General features: G+C 36.4%; 12 protein-coding genes. 9 read left to right on the top strand and 3 right to left on the bottom strand.

What is annotated here, in order from left to right:
- Positions 1-529: 529 nt before the first annotated feature.
- The 4 genes from C8C84_RS04675 (at position 530) to C8C84_RS04660 (ending at position 6,479) form a co-directional block, all read left to right on the top strand.
- Positions 530-1,756, top strand: a complete 1,227-nt coding sequence (locus C8C84_RS04675) for a DNA cytosine methyltransferase (protein ID WP_121312430.1) — start codon at positions 530-532, stop codon at positions 1,754-1,756.
- Complete coding sequence (locus tag C8C84_RS04670; RefSeq protein ID WP_121312429.1) at positions 1,744-3,900, top strand: sensor histidine kinase; 2,157 nt, start codon at positions 1,744-1,746, stop codon at positions 3,898-3,900. The genes C8C84_RS04675 and C8C84_RS04670 overlap by 13 nt, the downstream gene beginning before the upstream one ends.
- A gap of 3 nt (positions 3,901-3,903) precedes the next feature.
- Entirely contained in the window at positions 3,904-5,277 is a 1,374-nt protein-coding gene (locus C8C84_RS04665; protein ID WP_121312428.1) for a hypothetical protein, read from the top strand.
- Positions 5,278-5,750: 473 nt separating this feature from the next.
- Entirely contained in the window at positions 5,751-6,479 is a 729-nt protein-coding gene (locus tag C8C84_RS04660) for a hypothetical protein (RefSeq protein ID WP_121312427.1), read from the top strand.
- A gap of 36 nt (positions 6,480-6,515) precedes the next feature.
- Here the strand turns inward: C8C84_RS04660 and C8C84_RS04655 are convergent, their stop codons facing one another.
- On the bottom strand, positions 6,516-6,770 hold the full coding sequence (locus C8C84_RS04655; RefSeq protein WP_121312426.1) for a hypothetical protein: 255 nt from the start codon (positions 6,768-6,770) through the stop codon (positions 6,516-6,518).
- Positions 6,771-6,902: 132 nt separating this feature from the next.
- Here C8C84_RS04655 and C8C84_RS04650 point away from each other — a divergent pair, with 132 nt between their 5' ends.
- The 3 genes from C8C84_RS04650 to C8C84_RS04640 all read left to right on the top strand — a co-directional run bounded on the left by C8C84_RS04650 (position 6,903) and on the right by C8C84_RS04640 (position 10,880).
- Positions 6,903-7,700 carry a LytTR family DNA-binding domain-containing protein gene (locus tag C8C84_RS04650; RefSeq protein WP_121312425.1) on the top strand — a complete coding sequence of 266 codons (798 nt, stop codon included), beginning with the start codon at positions 6,903-6,905 and terminating at the stop codon, positions 7,698-7,700.
- A 95-nt stretch (positions 7,701-7,795) separates the two neighbouring features.
- Complete coding sequence (locus C8C84_RS04645; protein ID WP_147406812.1) at positions 7,796-9,283, top strand: hypothetical protein; 1,488 nt, start codon at positions 7,796-7,798, stop codon at positions 9,281-9,283.
- 229 nt (positions 9,284-9,512) lie between these two features.
- Positions 9,513-10,880 (top strand): S41 family peptidase, encoded by a 1,368-nt coding sequence (locus tag C8C84_RS04640; protein WP_121312423.1) that lies wholly within the window; start codon positions 9,513-9,515, stop codon positions 10,878-10,880.
- 304 nt (positions 10,881-11,184) lie between these two features.
- Here the strand turns inward: C8C84_RS04640 and C8C84_RS04635 are convergent, their stop codons facing one another.
- Positions 11,185-11,565, bottom strand: coding sequence for a T9SS type A sorting domain-containing protein (locus tag C8C84_RS04635; protein ID WP_121312422.1), 381 nt, complete (start codon positions 11,563-11,565; stop codon positions 11,185-11,187).
- A gap of 485 nt (positions 11,566-12,050) precedes the next feature.
- Here C8C84_RS04635 and C8C84_RS04630 point away from each other — a divergent pair, with 485 nt between their 5' ends.
- Together C8C84_RS04630 and C8C84_RS04625 are read left to right on the top strand one after the other, a co-directional pair.
- Positions 12,051-12,269 (top strand): hypothetical protein, encoded by a 219-nt coding sequence (locus tag C8C84_RS04630; RefSeq protein WP_121312421.1) that lies wholly within the window; start codon positions 12,051-12,053, stop codon positions 12,267-12,269.
- Positions 12,266-17,500 (top strand): T9SS type A sorting domain-containing protein, encoded by a 5,235-nt coding sequence (locus tag C8C84_RS04625; protein ID WP_121312420.1) that lies wholly within the window; start codon positions 12,266-12,268, stop codon positions 17,498-17,500. Before C8C84_RS04630 ends, C8C84_RS04625 begins: the two co-directional genes overlap by 4 nt.
- Before the next feature lie 198 nt (positions 17,501-17,698).
- Here C8C84_RS04625 and C8C84_RS04620 read toward each other — a convergent pair whose 3' ends face one another.
- A complete protein-coding gene (locus tag C8C84_RS04620) occupies positions 17,699-19,636 on the bottom strand; it encodes a tetratricopeptide repeat protein (protein WP_121312419.1) in 1,938 nt (645 codons plus the stop codon).
- Between the last annotated feature and the right edge of the window lie 477 nt (positions 19,637-20,113).

The following is a 20,113-nucleotide window of genomic DNA, read 5'->3' as shown; positions in this document are numbered from 1 at the left end:
GGGATTCAATATCGGTAGAGATTCAATTTCGGCAAAAAAACACAAATCCACACAACCCCGTTAGGGGTCCAATATCGGTAGAGATTCATTATCGATAAAAACACACACAACAACACAACCCAGTTAGGGGTTAAATATGGGTAGCATGGGTTTCAACCCATGAATAAAAAACAACAACAAAATCCCGTCAGGGGTTTAATATCGGTAGAGATTCAATATCGATAAAAAAATAAACGCGACAACACAACCCCGTTAGGGGTTAAATATGGGTAGCATGGGTTTCAACCCATGAATAAAAAACAACAACAAAATCCCGTCAGGGATGATATCTGGATAATGATATAATAATTCACCTTATAATAAAGGAAAACCCCAGGCAGTAATGCTTGGGGTTTTTTAATTCACAACCGAACAAAACTCATAAAAAAGAAAGCTTCTGACAAAAATTTAATGATACTGTACTTTTCAATATTTTTTTGTATTTTGAGAGATTTTTATCGATACTTTTGTTATTAATTATTTTTTTCGCATGACCGAAAAATTAACATACATCGACCTCTTTGCGGGAGCTTCCGGAATGTCGGAAGGCTTTATCAATGCGGGGTTCGAGCCGATTGCACACATAGAAATGAATCCCGAAGCCTGTCAAACAATTAAGACAAGAGCTGCTTATCATTATTTGAAATCTAAAAAAAATCTCGATTTATATTACCAATACATCAAAGGAGAAATATATCAGGAGACTTTCTTTAAAGATATTCCTAAAAAAATCATCGATTCTGTTTTAAATATTGAAATTAATGATGAAACTATTTCCGGTATTTTCGAAACCATCAAAAAATCAAAAAAGAAAATAGATTTAATAATTGGTGGCCCACCTTGCCAAGCCTATTCCTTGTTGGGAAGACATCAAGAGAATATTGAAAATGACCCTCGTAACAAATTATACATTCAATACGGTAGATTTTTAAAAGAATTTGAACCTAGAGCATTTGTTTTTGAAAACGTTCCTGGCATGTTAAGTGCCAACAAAGGACAACATTTCAAAAACCTAAAAGCCTATTTCAGAAGAATTGGTTATGAAGTATATCATGACACGCTTAATGCAGCAGACTACGGGGTAGTTCAAGCTCGCAAACGTATAATCATAGTAGGTTGGAAAAAAGAAAAAGATTTTGGTTTTCCTGAATTTAAAAAGATAGTCAGACAATATACCGTTAATGATGCTTTTGCCGATTTACCGGTTTTAAAACCTGGCGAAGGATTTAAAAAAACACCTTATATCGAAAGCAAAAACGAATACCTACAACGTTTTGAACTACGTAATGGTGTCGATTTTGTAACGCAACACATTTCAAGACCACACAATCCCCGCGATTTAGCTATCTACAAAACAGCCATTCAAAAATGGGACAAAGGAAAAGAAAGGTTAAAATATCCTGATTTACCCGAAGAGCTAAAATCACACAAAAATCAGAGTTCGTTTATTGACAGATATAAAGTTATTGATGGCACCGGTGTAGCACATACAGTAGTAGCACATATTGCTAAAGATGGTCACCACTACATTCATCCGGATGTTAAACAATGTCGTTCTATTTCTGTCCGCGAAGCAGCAAGACTACAATCATTCCCCGATGACTTTTACTTTGAAGGGTCACGCTCAGCAGCATTTAAACAAATTGGTAATGCAGTACCGCCTTTAATGGCAAATGCGATTGCTAAAAAAATGAAAGAATTATTATGTCAGAAATAATAAATATACATGATGACAAACAATCTTTGGTTAGTTTCAAACCAAGAGCTAGACTACTAATCCAATTAGGTGATCAACTTATCAAAAATGAAAGTATTGCATTAGTTGAATTGGTTAAAAACTCTTATGATGCTGATGCAAATATTGTCAATATCTATATGGAAAATGTTGAAGACCCAGAAGAGGGTGTAATTATCATAGAAGATGATGGTTTTGGAATGAGTCCTGAGATAGTTGAAAATGTTTGGTTAGAGCCGGGCGCAGATTTTAAAAGTGAACAAATCAAAAACAATAAAACTTCTCCTAAATATCATCGGCTACCAATAGGCGAAAAAGGGATTGGTCGTTTTGGCGTTCATAAATTAGGCAACATAATTGAACTGACAACCAAAGCTGATGATTTCAATGAAGTTTATGTTAGAATAAACTGGGAAGACTTTAACAAATATAAATATTTAAATGAAGTCCCTATCAATATTATTGAAAGATCAGTGCCACAACTTTTTAAGAATGGTAAAACAGGAACTAATATCATCATTAGTAATCTTAGAAAAAAGTGGGAAAGAGGAATTGCGCGTGAAGTTAAACGCTCAATTACTGCACTAGCCTCTCCTTTCGAAAATAATGATTCTTTCTTACCAACGTTTGATATTCTAGATAAACCGGGATGGTTTGAAGGTCTATTAAATTGGGAGGATGTTAAAGATTATTCTCTCTTCAGGTTCAAAGTAACAATGAATAGCAATTCTATTACAGATTTTGAATATGCTTTCACTCCTTGGTCAACAATGACGAAGTTGTTTCCTAGAAACATTGATATTAAAGATGAGCTAGTTGAGACATTCAAAATTCTGAAATGTAAAAACGATAACGGAAAAGAAGAAGCTTTTTCTCTTTCAAATTTTGAAATTGGCAAAGTTATATTTGAAGGATATGTCTTCGACCAAGACCCATTTCTTTTAAAAATGGGAGTGTCGGATAAAGTTGGTTTTAAAAAATATCTAAAATCAAATGGTGGTATAAAAGTATTCCGTGATGGTCTAAGAGTCTATGATTATGGTGAGCCTGAAAATGATTGGTTGAATTTAGACTATAGAAGATTCCAACAACCTACAAAAGCGATTAGTAATAACTTAATTCTTGGAGCTGTATATCTTGATCGAAAAGACAGCTCTGATTTAACAGAGAAAACTAATAGAGAAGGATTTGTCGAAAATGATGCGTATAAAGCGTTTAGAAATTCCATTCTTCATGCATTAGACATAGTTGAAACACTTAGACTTACAGATAAAAAAAGATTAAAAGAAATTTATGGACCAACTCCAAAATCAGCTCCTTTGGCATCAACATTAAGTGAAGCAAAAAATTATGTAGAGGAAAAAATTAATGACAGTGAAGTAAAAACTCAGATAATAAAATACTTAAATAAAATTGAAGTTGATTATAAAAGAGTTAGTGAAAATTTACTCAAGGCGGCAGGAGCTGGATTGAGTATGTCGGTTGTTGTTCATGAAGTTGAAAAAATTTTATATGAAGTTGAAAAAGTATTAAAAAATGAAAAAGCTTCAGATAGGGTGTTAAAACTAGTTACACATCTATCTTCATTAATTGACGGATATGCTGAAATTATTAGAAAGTCGAGTCAAACAACTGAAAACATTTCACAAGTTATAGACCAAGCCCTATTCAATACTGAATACAGGCTTATGTCCCATAAAGTAGAAATTACTAAACAATACAAGTTTTTTAAAGGAAATAACAAACTTAAAATTGCTAGAAATCTTCTGATTGGAACAATTATGAATATCATTGACAATGCAATTTATTGGTTAGACCAAAAATCTTTTGTTTCTACAGAAAAAAAAGAACTGTTTACCAAAAAGCTTTTTATTGATATTACAGAAGATGAAAACTCAACATATTTAATTATTGCTGACAATGGTACTGGTTTTTTAATCCCAACTGATGACATTACTGAACCTTTTGTAACTGCAAAACCAGGAGGCATGGGTCTTGGCTTACACATCACTAGTGAAATAATGGAGGCACAAAATGGGAGAGTAATTTTTCCAAATGAAGGTGATTTTGAAATCCCAGAAGAATTCAAAAATGGGGCAACTGTAGTACTATCTTTTAAAAAATAAATTATGTTTTTACCTATAAATGGAAGAATTGCGATTATAGATAATGAAGAGAAGGAAGCATTACCTTTAATCAAAATATTATCAAAAAATAGAGTTCCTTATGTTTTTTACAAAGGTACTGACATAAATTATTTGCCAGAAGAAAAAGACGAAAGCAACGACATAAGATTAATTTTCCTCGACATAAATTTACTAAACAATGCAAGTCCTTCAGTTCAAGAAATAAAATCAACTCTTTACAGTGTACTTAAAAGAGTTATTTCTCCAAACAATTTTCCATATTCTATTATTTTCTGGAGTAAACAAGAGAATGAATATTCTGATGCGGTTATAGATTTATTTAATGAACAATTATCAGACAGAAAGCCAATTAATTTTCAAAAATTCATTAAATCAGATTTTTTTCCAAACTATGGAGATGAAGAAACTGAAAACGAAAAAGATTTGATTACAGAAATTAATACTATAATCTCAAATCAACCTGGTTATAGTTATCTTTTAAATTGGGAAAACCAAGTACATAAATCAACAGACAAGACTTTACAGAACGTTTTCAGTTCATATCATGAATATCCTAATTGGAATGATAATTCTAATTATATTATTAATAAACTTGGAGAAAGTTATTCTGGTAGAGTAAATTTTAGCAAGAATCTCTCAGAGGAGCAAAAAATCATGAATGCATTTCAAGCATTTAATAATGTCTTCTTTGATTCTTTAGAATTTTCTACTTCAAATTCTCCAATTACAAATGCGGAAAATCTTACTTACGATATTGGAAAAATTAACACCGCGAATCTAAATTCAATTAACACCAAATTATTAATATCATTTGATAATGAACCTATAGAATATCCGGGATCTATATCAAATGACACAAATCCAAAGAGTGATACATATTTCTCCGACTTATTAAACAATAGTTTAAATAGAAGTTTTTTAAAGGAAAAAGTAAAAAGCGAGAACACAGAAAAAACACCTAAACAAATTGAAGTGTTAACAGGTAAAATTGCAAAAGAAACTAGACAAAAAATTAGAGAATCTTGGTTAAAATCTTATGTAGTAGTAACACCATTATGTGATTACGTACAAAATAAAAATTTTAATCACCGTGTTGTAAAAGCAATTATGATAAAATCAGAATTTAAACAATTTATAGACGACAAATCAGAAGCTATTTTTATAACTCCAAAGTTCAAATTTTCTGAAACTGATTATATTCTAGTTTTAAATTTTAGATATTTTTTCACATCAAATAAACCAGATGGTTTAAAATATATAAGTCCTATGTTTAGAGTAAGACAGCAATTATTAGCTGAAATTCAATCAAAATTAGCGAGACACATAACAAGACAAGGTGTATTGTTCATTGAATAAAACCCCCCGCTCCCGCACGAAATCAAAGATTCGACGAAGTCAATCTTTTCGTGTGGTATTTATATCACCCCCGCCTCCCAAAGCGGGTTTTTTCATTCCCCACCAATCTCCAAAAAATCCCTCCTCAACCCACCATCTAACAAAGAATAAATCCCCCCGCTACCGCACGAATCCTTTCGTGTGGTATTTAATCAACCCACCACGCCTCCCAGCAGGTTTTTCATTCCCAACCACCAACCAAAAAAACACCCCAACCCCCATTCAACAAACAAACCATCATTTTTTTATAGGCACGCATACTATTTTTATCTTTTCTCCGTTATCTATTTAATAACAACAAGTTATAAAAGTTTAATCCTAACGGTACTAAATGAAATAACATTACTTGGCACTTATCCATAAGGCAAAACAACCTTCCAAAACGGATAGGTGTCAGCGAGTAATAAAAATGTTTCTAATTAAACTTTTACATTATGAGTACCAAAAGATCAACCTCAGAAGTAGGGCATGCTAAGAACGTAGCCAACTTCACAGCCCTAATCCAGTTATTAGAAGAAATGGGCCCTTTGTACCAACCCACAAATCCCGCAATCGTAATTAGCCCTCTCATCATTCTGAGAGACGAACTCACCACTAGCATTCAAAACCTAGCCGACAAAATACCACCTTTCAAAATCGCAGTAGCCAACCGAGAAAATGCTTTCAAAGCCTTAGGAAAAAAAGCCACCAGAGTCAAGAACAGTTTCAACTCCATTGGTCTTTCAACAGCCGAAAATGACAACGTTTCAGCCATAGTCAAGAAAATACGAGGTGACCAACCCATCCGAAGGACTGAAAACCTCGAAAACGCCGAAACAGAATCCATCTCCAATGCCCAACTCAGCTACACCAGCAGAGCCACACACCTACAGTCGTTAGTAAGTCTCTTAAGTTCTTACCCTACATATGCTCCTAATGAGGAAGAACTTACCGCTCTTAAACTGTCAAACTTCCACAATAACCTCAAAAACCTCAATGAAGAGACAGCCGATAAAACCTATGCACTCATTACCGCACGCAAAGAACGAAATGACCTTTTATACAACAACCCCGGCAACCTACTCAGTTTGGTAAACCCCATCAAAGATTATATAAAATCAGTCGAAGGTGCGGCTGCATATTATAAGGCTGCCGTAGCATTAAAATTTAAAACAGTTCAATAAGAACTAATCCCGTTAAAGAAACCGAGGTAAATCATTTTACTTCGGTTTTTTTATACCCATTTCCGAAAAGAGACCTGCAACCTTTGAAATCCAACCTGCCAACTCCGAAAAAGAACCTGCCAATTCCGAAAAGACACCTCCAATCTCTAAAATCGAACCTGCCAACTCCAAAAAGACACCTGCAACTTCCGAAAAGACACCTGCAACCTCTGAAATCCAACCTGCCACTTCCCAAAAGACACCTGCCACATTCAAAAAGCAATCTGCAACCTCTAAAACGATACCCGCCAAAACTATTCACCCCAATTAAGAAACAGACAATTAAAATTATACCAGTTAGCAACAAAAATTTATCCCCTAAAAACCATTATAAAAAATAAAACTAGTATTTTGTGCTACTCAATTTCAAATAGTATCTAAAAATTGAATGCAGCACAAAGACAAATACATTTTGTAGCCTCCCTAAAAACAAAAGTAGGGGTTGGTTTGATACTCTGCCTTTTTTTAAACTTCATTATCATTGTCCTTGAACCCTTTGGCACCGATCAGTTTGAAGCCGATTACCGATTATTACTGCTTTTTGGTTTTGGTGTCGTGATGTTTGGCGCCTATATTATTCATAGTAGTATTGAAAACATTTGGTATTTCAGGAAAGGAAAGGTTTGGCTGGTTTCTTATGAAATCATTTCAACCATACTATTCCTTCTATTTTCAGGAACCATGCTCTATCTCTACAATACTGTCATAGTAAATCAGCTAGCGTGCACCCTGGAAACCTATCGCCGTTACTTACTCGTTACGGTCTTATCTATGGCTCCGGTTTTTGTCCCGACCATGCTCTATTTAAGACAGAAGTTTGGCGAAAGGATTGTTCCCCTGCCAAAGAACTCCTACCTACTCACCGGTGAAAACAAAAACGAAATCCTAAGACTGGAAAAAGACGACCTATTATTTATCAAAGCGGTAGAAAACTATGTGGAAATCTGCTTTGTTGATAAAAGCAACAAGGTCATTTCCAAAACCTTCCGACAAACACTCTCCAATGTAGCCCAACAACTGCCTTTTTTAGAAAAATGCCACCGGTCTTATCTGGTCAACATATCCAATATTGTATCAATATCCGGTAATTCACAAAGCGCAACGATATCTTTTGTGGTAGGTGAAAAAGAAATTCCGCTATCAAAAACCTATTACAAACACCTAAAAAATAGCGTGCCTTAATTTCCGGTAGTATTTATTTTTTATTTCCCAATATAATGTCGGAATATTGGAATGCGCCTAATACAATTTTTAAAAACCAACGTAAAACCCTATACATGAAAAATGAACACTTAAATTCCGAAGAAGCCCAAAAGATGGTAACCGCTATTTCGGAAAAAATGAATCCGTTACTGGTAGCAGGACGCAGCTATCATGCTGAAATAACCCGCAACGAGCATGGCCATTCCGGCGGTGGCGTATCATTTTATGAAGACGGACTGCTTCACAATTATGCCGAATCAGGAAAGTATACTGAAGATGAGATCAGCGATCATACCGATGCTATCGGCAATACCGATTTTGATGATTTGATTCGATTCTTTCCCGTGCATTCCAAAGTAAAATTTACCTTCAAAAAAGACGAACCCATCCAAGCAACGCAATATACTGTTGCGATGTTTTTGGAAGAGATTAAAAACAATATTGAAGACAACCGTTTTCAACCGGAAAACAAAATCCTTAAAAAAGAACTCCTGGTTCACTTTAAGCCGGAAGCTGACGAGTTAGGCCTATTTATAGACAGTACGGAATATTTTGAAAATTCCATGCGCTCCTTTGATTTCATGCAGAATAGCGAGGATTTAAAATCTATTTACTACCTGCTCGAAGAAAAGCTACAAACACTCTATTTCAAATATGAAAATGGTGCAATAGAAGCACAATCCAATCCCGCTTTTGAAGCACACGGACTAAAACCACTTGCTGTAACCGCAATAGAAGTAGAACCGGAATACAAAAAACGCCAGGAAGCCTTTAACGAAGGCGTAAAAGTTCGACATGACTTTTTTAATTCGTTAGGAAAATTAGACGAGCGCATCCTCTATTTAAGAGTAGGCGGTTTCAGGGATAATTCTTGGCCGGAAAACAGCACATCGCACAATTCCTGCAAAATGCGAGTGATTCATACGCCCGAAACTACCATTCTCATTACCGATGGTTTGACTGATATTTACACCCGTGCACAGCAAGATAAAAACTTGGAATACAATGGCATCGGAGCCGAATTCTATATGGAGTTTTTTGGACAGATTCCTTACGAAGTGATACACAAACATTTTGCCATGGCACTGATCAATAGTGTTTCTCAAATAGCATTAAGACACGGCGACATTAAAAGTTTGATGCTTGCCAAAAAACAAATCTCGATTGAATTCACAGAAGAAAATATTGAAATTTGGATCAACCGGGAAAACCATGCCAATCACAATCTTCGGACTTTCCTCACTCCGGAAGGTTTTTTGAAAGATGACAGTTTTGGCGTGTTATTGGGTACTGAATCGAAATTGGTTCCTCAACAGGTAAAGTTCAATCTGGAAGAAGTCTTAATGATCAACATCAAACCCGTAGAAAGCGTGTGGCTCAAAAAAACAAAGTTGCGAAGTGAAGATGAGGAAACAGCAAAAGAGGCCCGTGAAACAATCCTCAAAGAATGGAAAGAAAGTGGCGCATGGAATTTAGTACCACTGACCTACCAAAAAGAATATGTTCAAGGAGATCCCGAATCAGGAGGAATGGTACTTACTCCATTATTCCCATTTCACTAATAGTACTCATTTTTAAACCCATTCCGAATTTGTTCCGAATGGGTTTTTTAAAAATTACGTACGCAACACAGGCTTATTTTCTGTTCCAAACAGTCTAAAAACAGCCGGTGATTACTTTTAAGCAAAAGAGACTTATCTACTCGTCAAAAAAACAATCGTTTCATCAAAATTAGTTGAATGGCAAAGGATTTCGCATTTACTTTGAACACTCACTTAAATCATACCACCTATGCACACCAACACAAAAATGAAACGCCTCGTTTTACATTCCGTACTGATTTTACTTTTTAATTTTGCTGTAGCCCAAAAGAATCCATCGCATTTTAAAAGCGAAATAGATTTTGGTAACGGCACTGCATTTTCCACTTTTTTGGATGTTACTATTGCTAAAGACCAATTTACCATAACTTCTCCCAAAAATGCGGACGTACGTATATTTGGCGGCAAAGCAAAACTGGGAAGAATGTTAGGGAAATCCCCAAAGAAAGGAATCATCATTACCATTAGCGGACAGCAAAAAAACGATAGTTTGTTTGGAGACAGCAATATCCCGATGGTAGGGAAATTAAAGTTTAAGGGAATTATAAAGGATGAAACGCTTAGCGCAGCACTCCTCAATGAAGACGGAATAGCTATAGGCACAATACGTGGTATCAGTTCTACAGAAAACAAAATTGATTACAGCTATCTCTATCCAATGTTATTAAAGACCGTTCAGGACAATATTTATTCCCCGGCAGCGTTACAAACTCAGGCATGGAAGAAGTTCGAAAACGATATCAAAAAATTATCTACTACTGCCCACGACGATATTGAAATGTATTTCGGCTTTAATATACTCGCGCAACAACTTCCGTTTAGCCATTTAAGTTTAACCATAGCACAAGAGGCAACTGATAATGAAGAAACAGCCATCACCCCGAAATCAGTTGTCTTTGAAGAAAAAAACAGCACTACGGCCTATCTACAGATTAAGAATTTCAGTAACTCTACCCCGGAATTGGCAGCAACGTTACCCCAAATAGTAGCCAATCCAAACTATAAAAACCTGATCATCGATTTGAGGAACAATCCCGGAGGCGGAATAGAAGCAGCCTTTGAATTTGCCAAGCACATTACCGACAGTGATATGGAAGTCGGTTATTTTCTGACTAATAAATTACAATACACCGGTTACCAACCCGAATTATTTAAAACACTCCCGGAATTGCAACCCAAAGGCACCAAAGATTTTACCGATGAGTTAAAAGCATCACCCGGCGTTAAGCTTATCTTTAAAAAACCCACCAATCCTGTATTTACAGGAAATATATACGTTTTAACCAATGGCAAAACAGGAAGCACCTGCGAACCTATTGTCTATGCACTCAAAAACAGTAAAAGAGCCACTATTGTAGGCGAAAAAACCGCTGGTGCTATGTTAGCAGCATCTCCTTTTGTGGTGTCCGGAAAATACATGCTGATATTGCCCATTGCCGATTTCTATACGTATGACGGCATTCGCTTGGATAGAGTTGGTGTGAATCCCGATATTGAAGTGAAATCAGAAGAAGCTTTGAATAAGGTGTTGGAGATTATCACTGGTGGTAAAAGTTGAATAAACGCATTTTAAATTAAAAGCCTGATAATAAAGGTATCAGGCTTTTAATTAATCTCCCCTACTGACTGAACCTAGAACCGTAATTGTTTGTTAAATAGTTAACATTAAAATGTAACCCTTGTTGTTCTCGAAACAATTAGATGATGAGGTAAACTTGAATTTCGAATTCCAAATAAAACCTTTGAGGATTATTGCATCAATAGCACTTATCAGTAGATGGGGTCAAAAATGATTTTAGAGTTGGTATTACTTGTTAGTAACTAAAATCTTCTCCGTCATAATTACATTTCCAGATGCCACTTTAAGAATGTATAGCGCCGCGCCCGCTAAGAACAATGCTGAAGTCTTCATTATTTATACTAAATTCCCGTACAAGCCTTCCTCTGAAATCATACATTTTTGCTGTAGCATTTTCTGTAGAAGCAACGCCAGGTAGTTTTATAAATAAACGGTCAGATGCGGGATTTGGGTAAATTAAAATCTTTTCTTTATTAAAATCACTTTGGGCCAGAAGTCCTCCAGAATACATTGCTTTGTTCATAGTGCTATTCGTGCATACCGCCACAAATTTATCATTACCGTAGGCTACAGAACTCCATTTTTTAGCGTCACTGGCTTGTCTCCCGGGCAAAGAACCATTGGTAGTTAACACGACTGGGAAGATATTGATACGATTACTCATTAGACAGATTTATCGGTAATTTACTTATGATAAAATACTAGTTTTTACTTTAGTAAGATTAGGAATTATAATAACTGATTGGTTGTGTTCAATATTTTTTGTTAAAAGACAAAAGTGTATTTATAATTAAAAGATTCAGTCTGTGCTTGTCGAAGCCCATTAAAAGGATAGACTTAGACAAACTAAGTGTGACATTTAACAATAATACTAATTGCTCGCAACAGGTTACAAAGAAGAAATAGAATCTTTTTGATTCTAGTACCGTTTTATAACTACCATATCGTTTACATTTTTACAAGAGTAAATTCGATATGTAAAGATTTTACTTACTTTTTTGCGTATTTGTGTCTTTTTATCGATAAAAAAGGTGTTTTGTCTATGTTTGTCTGTATTTTTCTATATTTGTCTTTTAGTCGATAAAAAAGGTATTTTGTCTATATTTTAAATACAGAACAATTGCTTAATCATTAACACAAATAAACATTATGAAACAAAAAATTACTTTATTTTTTGCCCTGATTTTTGTAAACTTCTTTGGGCAAGCACAAACTACTCTTACAGCTGGTGACATCGCAATTGTTTTAATTAATGCGACTGACAACACTGTAAACACATCAACAGCAAATGATAACATTTCGTTTGTATTACTTAAGGACATTGCCTCAGGAACTTTGCAAATACTTAACAATAATTATTCACTATGAAAACAAGACTACTTCTCATTTTTGTTTTAGTTCTCGGAATGAGTGCTAAAGCACAGGTAAATGCATACTCCTATTCGACATCAACCGGAAATGCCCTTGCAACCGGATCTTTTACAAATCTATTAGGTACTTTTCTAGATGATGATGTTTCAGCCATTGCTAATATTGGGTTTACATTTAAATTTAATGGAGTTAACTACACCAATTTTTCTGTTACATCTAACGGACTTATAGAGCTTGGTGCAAGTGCTGTAACAGATTACAATAACGTAATCGGTAATCTATCAGGTCCTTATTTAATCCCGTATTGGGATGATAATTACACTGATGCAAATGGAAGCGTCAATTATCAAACTTCCGGTTCCGCTGGGTCGAGAATATTGGTTATCGATTATCACTTGTCCTATCTTGGGAATACAGGGGCAGCAGATAAAAATTTTCAAATTTGGTTATATGAAACATCAAATATTGTAAAATTTATTTATGGGGCCGGGAATGATTTTAATGGAGGCTATTCTGTTGGAATTTTGACAAATGGGGTATCCGATTTCGTTAGTGTTACCACAGCTTCAAATACGAGCAGTATTGTTACCGCTAATGACAATAATACAACTTGGCCCGGAAGCGGCAGATCATACACTTTTACTCCGATTGCCTTTCCCGTATCTCAAAATCAAACAAATGTTTCTTGTTTCGGAGGATCGAATGGTTCTGCAACCGTAACTCCATCAGGAGGGACCTCTCCATACACTTACTCATGGGCTCCATCAGGCGGAACGGGATCAACCGCTTCCGGATTGATTGCTGGAACATACATTTGCACGATAACCGATGCTGTAAGTTCATCCGTTACAAGTACATTCACTATAACTCAACCTCCAGCTATTTCAGTAACTGCTGCATCTCAAACCAATATTGCTTGTAATGGTGGGTCAAATGGCGCAGCAGCTATCAATACTCCAACTGGTGGTGCTGGCGGATACACTTATGACTGGACTCCGGGAACACCAACAGGTGACGGAACAACTTCTGTAACTGGACTTACTGCCGGAACTTGGACCTGTACGGTGACCGATGCTAACGGTTGTTCGGCTTCTCAAAGTTTTACAGTAACGCAACCAACTGCCATTTCAGTAACGGCAGCTTCGCAAACTAACATTGCTTGTAATGGAGGTTCAAATGGTGCCGCTGCTGTGAATACTGCAACTGGTGGTGCTGGTGGATACACTTATGACTGGACTCCCGGAACAGCAACAGGTGACGGAACAACTTCGGTTTCCGGATTAACTGCCGGAACTTGGACGTGTACGGTGACCGATGCTAACGGTTGTACGGCTTCTCAAAGTTTTACAGTAACGCAACCAACTGCCATTTCAATGACAGCAGCTTCTCAAACTAACATTGCTTGTAATGGAGGTTCAAATGGTGCTGCTGCTGTGAATACTGCAACTGGTGGTGCTGGTGGATACACTTATGACTGGACTCCCGGAACACCAACAGGTGACGGAACAACTTCGGTTTCCGGATTAACTGCCGGAACTTGGACGTGTACGGTGACCGATGCTAACGGTTGTTCGGCTTCTCAAAGTTTTACAGTAACGCAACCAACTGCCATTTCAATGACAGCAGCTTCTCAAACTAACATTGCTTGTAATGGAGGTTCAAATGGTGCTGCTGCTGTGAATACTGCAACTGGTGGTGCTGGTGGATACACTTATGACTGGACTCCCGGAACACCAACAGGTGACGGAGCAACTTCGGTTTCCGGATTAACTGCCGGAACTTGGACGTGTACGGTGACCGATGCTAATGGTTGTTCAGCTTCTCAAAGTTTTACAGTAACGCAACCAACTACACTTGCTTTAACTCCTTCTTCACAAACCAATATTGCTTGTAATGGTGGGTCAAATGGCGCAGCAGCTATCAATACTCCAACTGGTGGTGCTGGCGGATACACTTATGACTGGACTCCGGGAACACCAACAGGTGACGGAACAGTTTCTGTAACTGGACTTACTGCCGGAACATGGACCTGTACGGTGACCGATGCTAACGGTTGTTCGGCTTCTCAAAGTTTTACAGTAACGCAACCAACTGCCATTTCAGTAACGGCAGCTTCGCAAACTAACATTGCTTGTAATGGAGGTTCAAATGGTGCCGCTGCTGTGAATACTGCAACTGGTGGTGCTGGTGGATACACTTATGACTGGACTCCCGGAACACCAACAGGTGACGGAACAACTTCTGTTTCCGGTTTAACGGCTGGAACTTGGACCTGTACGGTGACCGATGCTAACGGTTGTACGGCTTCTCAAAGCTTTACAGTAACACAACCAACTGCCATTTCAGTAACGCCTGCTTCTCAAACTAATATTGCTTGCTTTGGAGGTTCTAATGGAGCAGCAGCTATCAATACACCAACAGGAGGTGCTGGCGGATATACTTATGACTGGACTCCCGGAACACCAACAGGTGACGGAACAACTTCTGTAACTGGACTTACTGCCGGAACTTGGACCTGTACGGTGACCGATGCTAACGGTTGTTCGGCTTCTCAAAGTTTTACAGTAACGCAACCAACTGCCATTTCAGTAACGGCAGCTTCGCAAACTAACATTGCTTGTAATGGAGGTTCAAATGGTGCCGCTGCTGTGAATACTGCAACTGGTGGTGCTGGTGGATACACTTATGACTGGACTCCCGGAACACCAACAGGTGACGGAACAACTTCGGTTTCCGGATTAACTGCCGGAACTTGGACGTGTACGGTGACCGATGCTAACGGTTGTACGGCTTCTCAAAGTTTTACAGTAACGCAACCAACTGCCATTTCAATGACAGCAGCTTCTCAAACTAACATTGCTTGTAATGGAGGTTCAAATGGTGCTGCTGCTGTGAATACTGCAACTGGTGGTGCTGGTGGATACACTTATGACTGGACTCCCGGAACACCAACAGGTGACGGAACAACTTCGGTTTCCGGATTAACTGCCGGAACTTGGACGTGTACGGTGACCGATGCTAACGGTTGTTCGGCTTCTCAAAGTTTTACAGTAACGCAACCAACTACACTTGCTTTAACTCCTTCTTCACAAACCAATATTGCTTGTAATGGTGGGTCAAATGGCGCAGCAGCTATCAATACTCCAACTGGTGGTGCTGGCGGATACACTTATGACTGGACTCCGGGAACACCAACAGGTGACGGAACAGTTTCTGTAACTGGACTTACTGCCGGAACATGGACCTGTACGGTGACCGATGCTAACGGTTGTTCGGCTTCTCAAAGTTTTACAGTAACGCAACCAACTGCCATTTCAGTAACGGCAGCTTCGCAAACTAACATTGCTTGTAATGGGGGTTCAAATGGTGCCGCTGCTGTGAATACTGCAACTGGTGGTGCTGGTGGATACACTTATGACTGGACTCCCGGAACACCAACAGGTGACGGAACAACTTCGGTTTCCGGTTTAACGGCTGGAACTTGGACCTGTACGGTGACCGATGCTAACGGTTGTACGGCTTCTCAAAGCTTTACAGTAACACAACCAACTGCCATTTCAGTAACGCCTGCTTCTCAAACTAATATTGCTTGCTTTGGAGGTTCTAATGGAGCAGCAGCTATCAATACACCAACAGGAGGTGCTGGCGGATATACTTATGACTGGACTCCCGGAACACCAACAGGTGACGGAACAACTTCGGTTTCCGGATTAACTGCCGGAACTTGGACGTGTACGGTGACCGATGCTAACGGTTGTTCGGCTTCTCAAAGTTTTACAGTAACGCAACCAACTGCCATTTCAATGACAGCAGCTTCTCAAACTAACATTGCTTGTAATGGAGGTTCAAATGGTGCTGCTGCTGTGAATACTGCAACTGGTGGTGCTGGTGGATACACTTATGACTGGACTCCCGGAACACCAACAGGTGACGGAACAACTTCGGTTTCCGGATTAACTGCCGGAACTTGGACGTGTACGGTGACCGATGCTAATGGTTGTTCAGCTTCTCAAAGTTTTACAGTAACGCAACCAACTGCCATTTCAATGACAGCAGCTTCTCAAACTAATATTGCTTGCTTTGGAGGTTCTAATGGAGCAGCAGCTATCAATACTCCAACAGGAGGTGCTGGTGGATACACTTATGACTGGACTCCCGGAACACCAACAGGTGACGGAACAACTTCGGTTTCCGGATTAACTGCCGGAACTTGGACGTGTACGGTGACCGATGCTAATGGTTGTTCAGCTTCTCAAAGTTTTACAGTAACGCAACCAACTGCCATTTCAATGACAGCAGCTTCTCAAACTAATATTGCTTGCTTTGGAGGTTCTAATGGAGCAGCAGCTATCAATACTCCAACAGGAGGTGCTGGTGGATACACTTATGACTGGACTCCCGGAACACCAACAGGTGACGGAACAACTTCGGTTTCCGGATTAACTGCCGGAACTTGGACCTGTACGGTGACCGATGCTAATGGATGTTCAGCTTCTCAAAGTTTTACAGTAACGCAACCAACTACACTTGCTTTAACTCCTTCTTCACAAACCAATATTGCTTGTAATGGTGGGTCAAATGGCGCAGCAGCTATCAATACTCCAACTGGTGGTGCTGGCGGATACACTTATGACTGGACTCCGGGAACACCAACAGGTGACGGAACAGTTTCTGTAACTGGACTTACTGCCGGAACATGGACCTGTACGGTGACCGATGCTAACGGTTGTTCGGCTACCACTTCAGCAACTATTACTGAGCCAACAGCTATTGATAATACTATAGCTGAAGTAACTACTGGTATTTTAACTGCAAATGAAGTGGGTGCTACTTACCAATGGTATGAATGTCCAAACACTTTATTAACTGGTGAAACAAATCAGAATTTTACACCAACAAGTCTAGGTGATTATAAAGTTGAGATAACCTTTGGAGCCTGTACAGTTGAATCGGCTTGTTATACCGTTACTACTTTAGGCACACCTACTTTTGTCAAAACACAATTTACAATATATCCAAATCCAACAAGCGGATTGCTATATATTGATACTAATTTTGATGGTGAGTTTTTAATTGTTAATCAATTGGGGCAAACTATTAAAACATTTAAAGCATATGCTAACTTAGAAAATAATATCAATGTTGAAAATTTAGCTGATGGTATTTATTATATCAAAGGAACAAATGGAATAAAAATAAGTTCTCAAAAGCTAATAATAAAAAAGTAATATAGATAAAAGGGTTGTTATGCTAGCGCATAGCAACCCTTTTTTATAGATTAAATTACTATATCCATTACTAAAAAAAGAAGAGTATTCTCCCTATTAACGAGAGCTCGATAATTCTTTTGATTTCTAATTTAGTAAAAATCTAAACTAAAAACATCTAATAATTAAAGAAGAGGTCTCAATAAAATGAGACCTTTTTTATTTTTTAATAAACTCTGAGTAATAATAATTTGCCTTTTCAGTATTTCCTAATTCTTGGTAAGACATGGCTAGAAACTTTAATGAATTCTTTTGACTTGGATCTAATTTATAAGCTTTTTCAAATGCAGTTATTGCCTCTTTAAGATTCCCTGAGGCCGCTAAAGCATTTCCATAATTCATCCACAATTCCACAAAATCTGAGTTTTGCTTAATACCTTCTTTAAAAACAGTAACTGCAGTTGCATATTCCTTTTTATTAAATAAAGCTACTCCGTAATAATTATAAGTGTTCTCTTGAGTATAATTATTTTCAATTAATTCTTTATAAATTGCAATAGCTTCATCATAATTATTATTTCTAAAATAAGCATCTGCTAAATTAGATTGCAAAGCATAATCCGTTTTGGTTAATTCTAAAGCATGTTTAGTAAAAGATATAGACATTTTATAATCCTTCATTCTATAATAACATACGCCTAAGTTGGTCAAAGTCCCTTTATCATTGGGATCAATTAACAATACTTTTTTATAAGAATCAATAATAAAAGGTAATTGTTGTTTTTGAATTTCAACATCTGAAGACAATTGATTAAAAAACACGGTAGCATAATTAAAATTTACACGAGCACTATTAGGTGCATTCAATAAATCCTCAGTAAACAAAGTTGTATTTGATTTCCAGGCTTTATTTCTATTAAATGTTTTAAATGAAAATAATAAAACTACAAAAGATAAAAAATATATTAATGGGTGATAAAAACTTTTAATCTTCATGTTTTTTGAAAGATGAAATAGTAAAAAAACTAAGGCAATAATAATACCTAAAACAGGTGTATATAACAACCTATCTCCCATTGTTGTACCAATAAAAACAACAATATTACTGGCTAAAAAAATAGTAATGAAAAAAAATAGTATTCCTAAGCTAATAAAGTTATTTTTTTTTCGGAAGAAATACATTGAAAATAAAAATATTCCAACCAGCAATAGACTTAATAAAAATGAGAAAGAGCTTATTGTTACACATGGAATTTGATTAAAAGAGTAATCATAACTCAAATTATAAGGATAAATGGATTTAATAATATATCGGGCTAATAGGGTAACTCCCGTTGCTATTTTAGATGTTAAACCATCACACCCAAAAAGGGAATTGTCTAAATAAGTATATTGAATTCTTTTAAAGGGAGAAGTTAAAATAATATAGCGATGCAAAATAAGCCAAAATGCACTGATACTGATAATTGGAATAGCTTTTAGAAAAAAATCCTTCTTATATTTTAACCAATATAAGAAGAAAAGAATCGGTAAAAATAAAATTCCTGCTTCTTTAGATAACAAACAAAATAGATAGGATACTACGCCCAGAACTTGATATACCTTTTTTTCTTTGATCAAAAGAAAATAGACACCGGCAATAAAAAAGAGAAAACAAAAAATTTCGTCCCTACTTTTAATATTAGCCACTACCTCTGTATGAATTGGGTGAACGGTAAACAATAAGACGATAAAAAAAGGAATCCAAATGGAATATTCTTTCAAATAATAGTACAATACTTTAAATAACAGTATAACACTTAAACTATAATAAAAGACATTAAAAAAATGATAGATGAAAGGATTATTGGGAAACAATTGCCATTCTACAGCAAAAAATACTAATGACATTGGTCTATACAAACCAGCATTTAAATTCCAATATCCTTGCCAATAAAAAGTAGAAAATAGTTCCGAAATCCCAGCAAAACCTTTTTTAACAAAACTATTTTGTTCAATAACTGCGATGTCATCTAAAACAAATCCGTGGCTTAATGTATTTGCATAAAGTAAAAATGAAAAAAGGGCTAAAAACCAAACCATTTTATTCGAGATATTTTTTAGGTTCAAATCATCAATTTGAATACTATTTGAAACAGTTACATTATTTTTTGCCATAATTATTCTATAATTAATTTATATATTTTATTGCATTATCTAAAAATTTACTACTTAGAGTTATCTGTCTAACAATAGTTAAATCTACTTCTAGTATAATTATTTGTTGTAAAATGAATTGGTTTTTGATAACGTCAAGGTGTTGAATTTCAAAATTTTGATTAATATTTATTGACCTTTTTTAATTCAAATAATTACACCCAACTGGTTAAATAAGTATTTCATAGCATTTAAACATACTTACAAAACTATTCAGTAATCATTGCAAAACCCTAGTGTATTCATTACAAACACTTCAATACCTTTGTTACCTATTTAATACATATTTCAAACCAATTGCAATGTTATTCTATACACAGTTGCAAAGTGTTAAAATTAAAAACAAAATTCATTTATATAATACTATTCTTTATTAAATTTAGGCATTATAATTTCACATCAATATATAATAACGCCTTTATTTCAAAACTCTGTCGT

It is taken from the genome of Flavobacterium sp. 102, assembly GCF_003634615.1.
Classification (GTDB): domain Bacteria; phylum Bacteroidota; class Bacteroidia; order Flavobacteriales; family Flavobacteriaceae; genus Flavobacterium.
The sequence above is the reverse complement of the archived record's forward strand: the minus strand, read 5'-3'. Positions and strand labels throughout refer to the sequence as shown.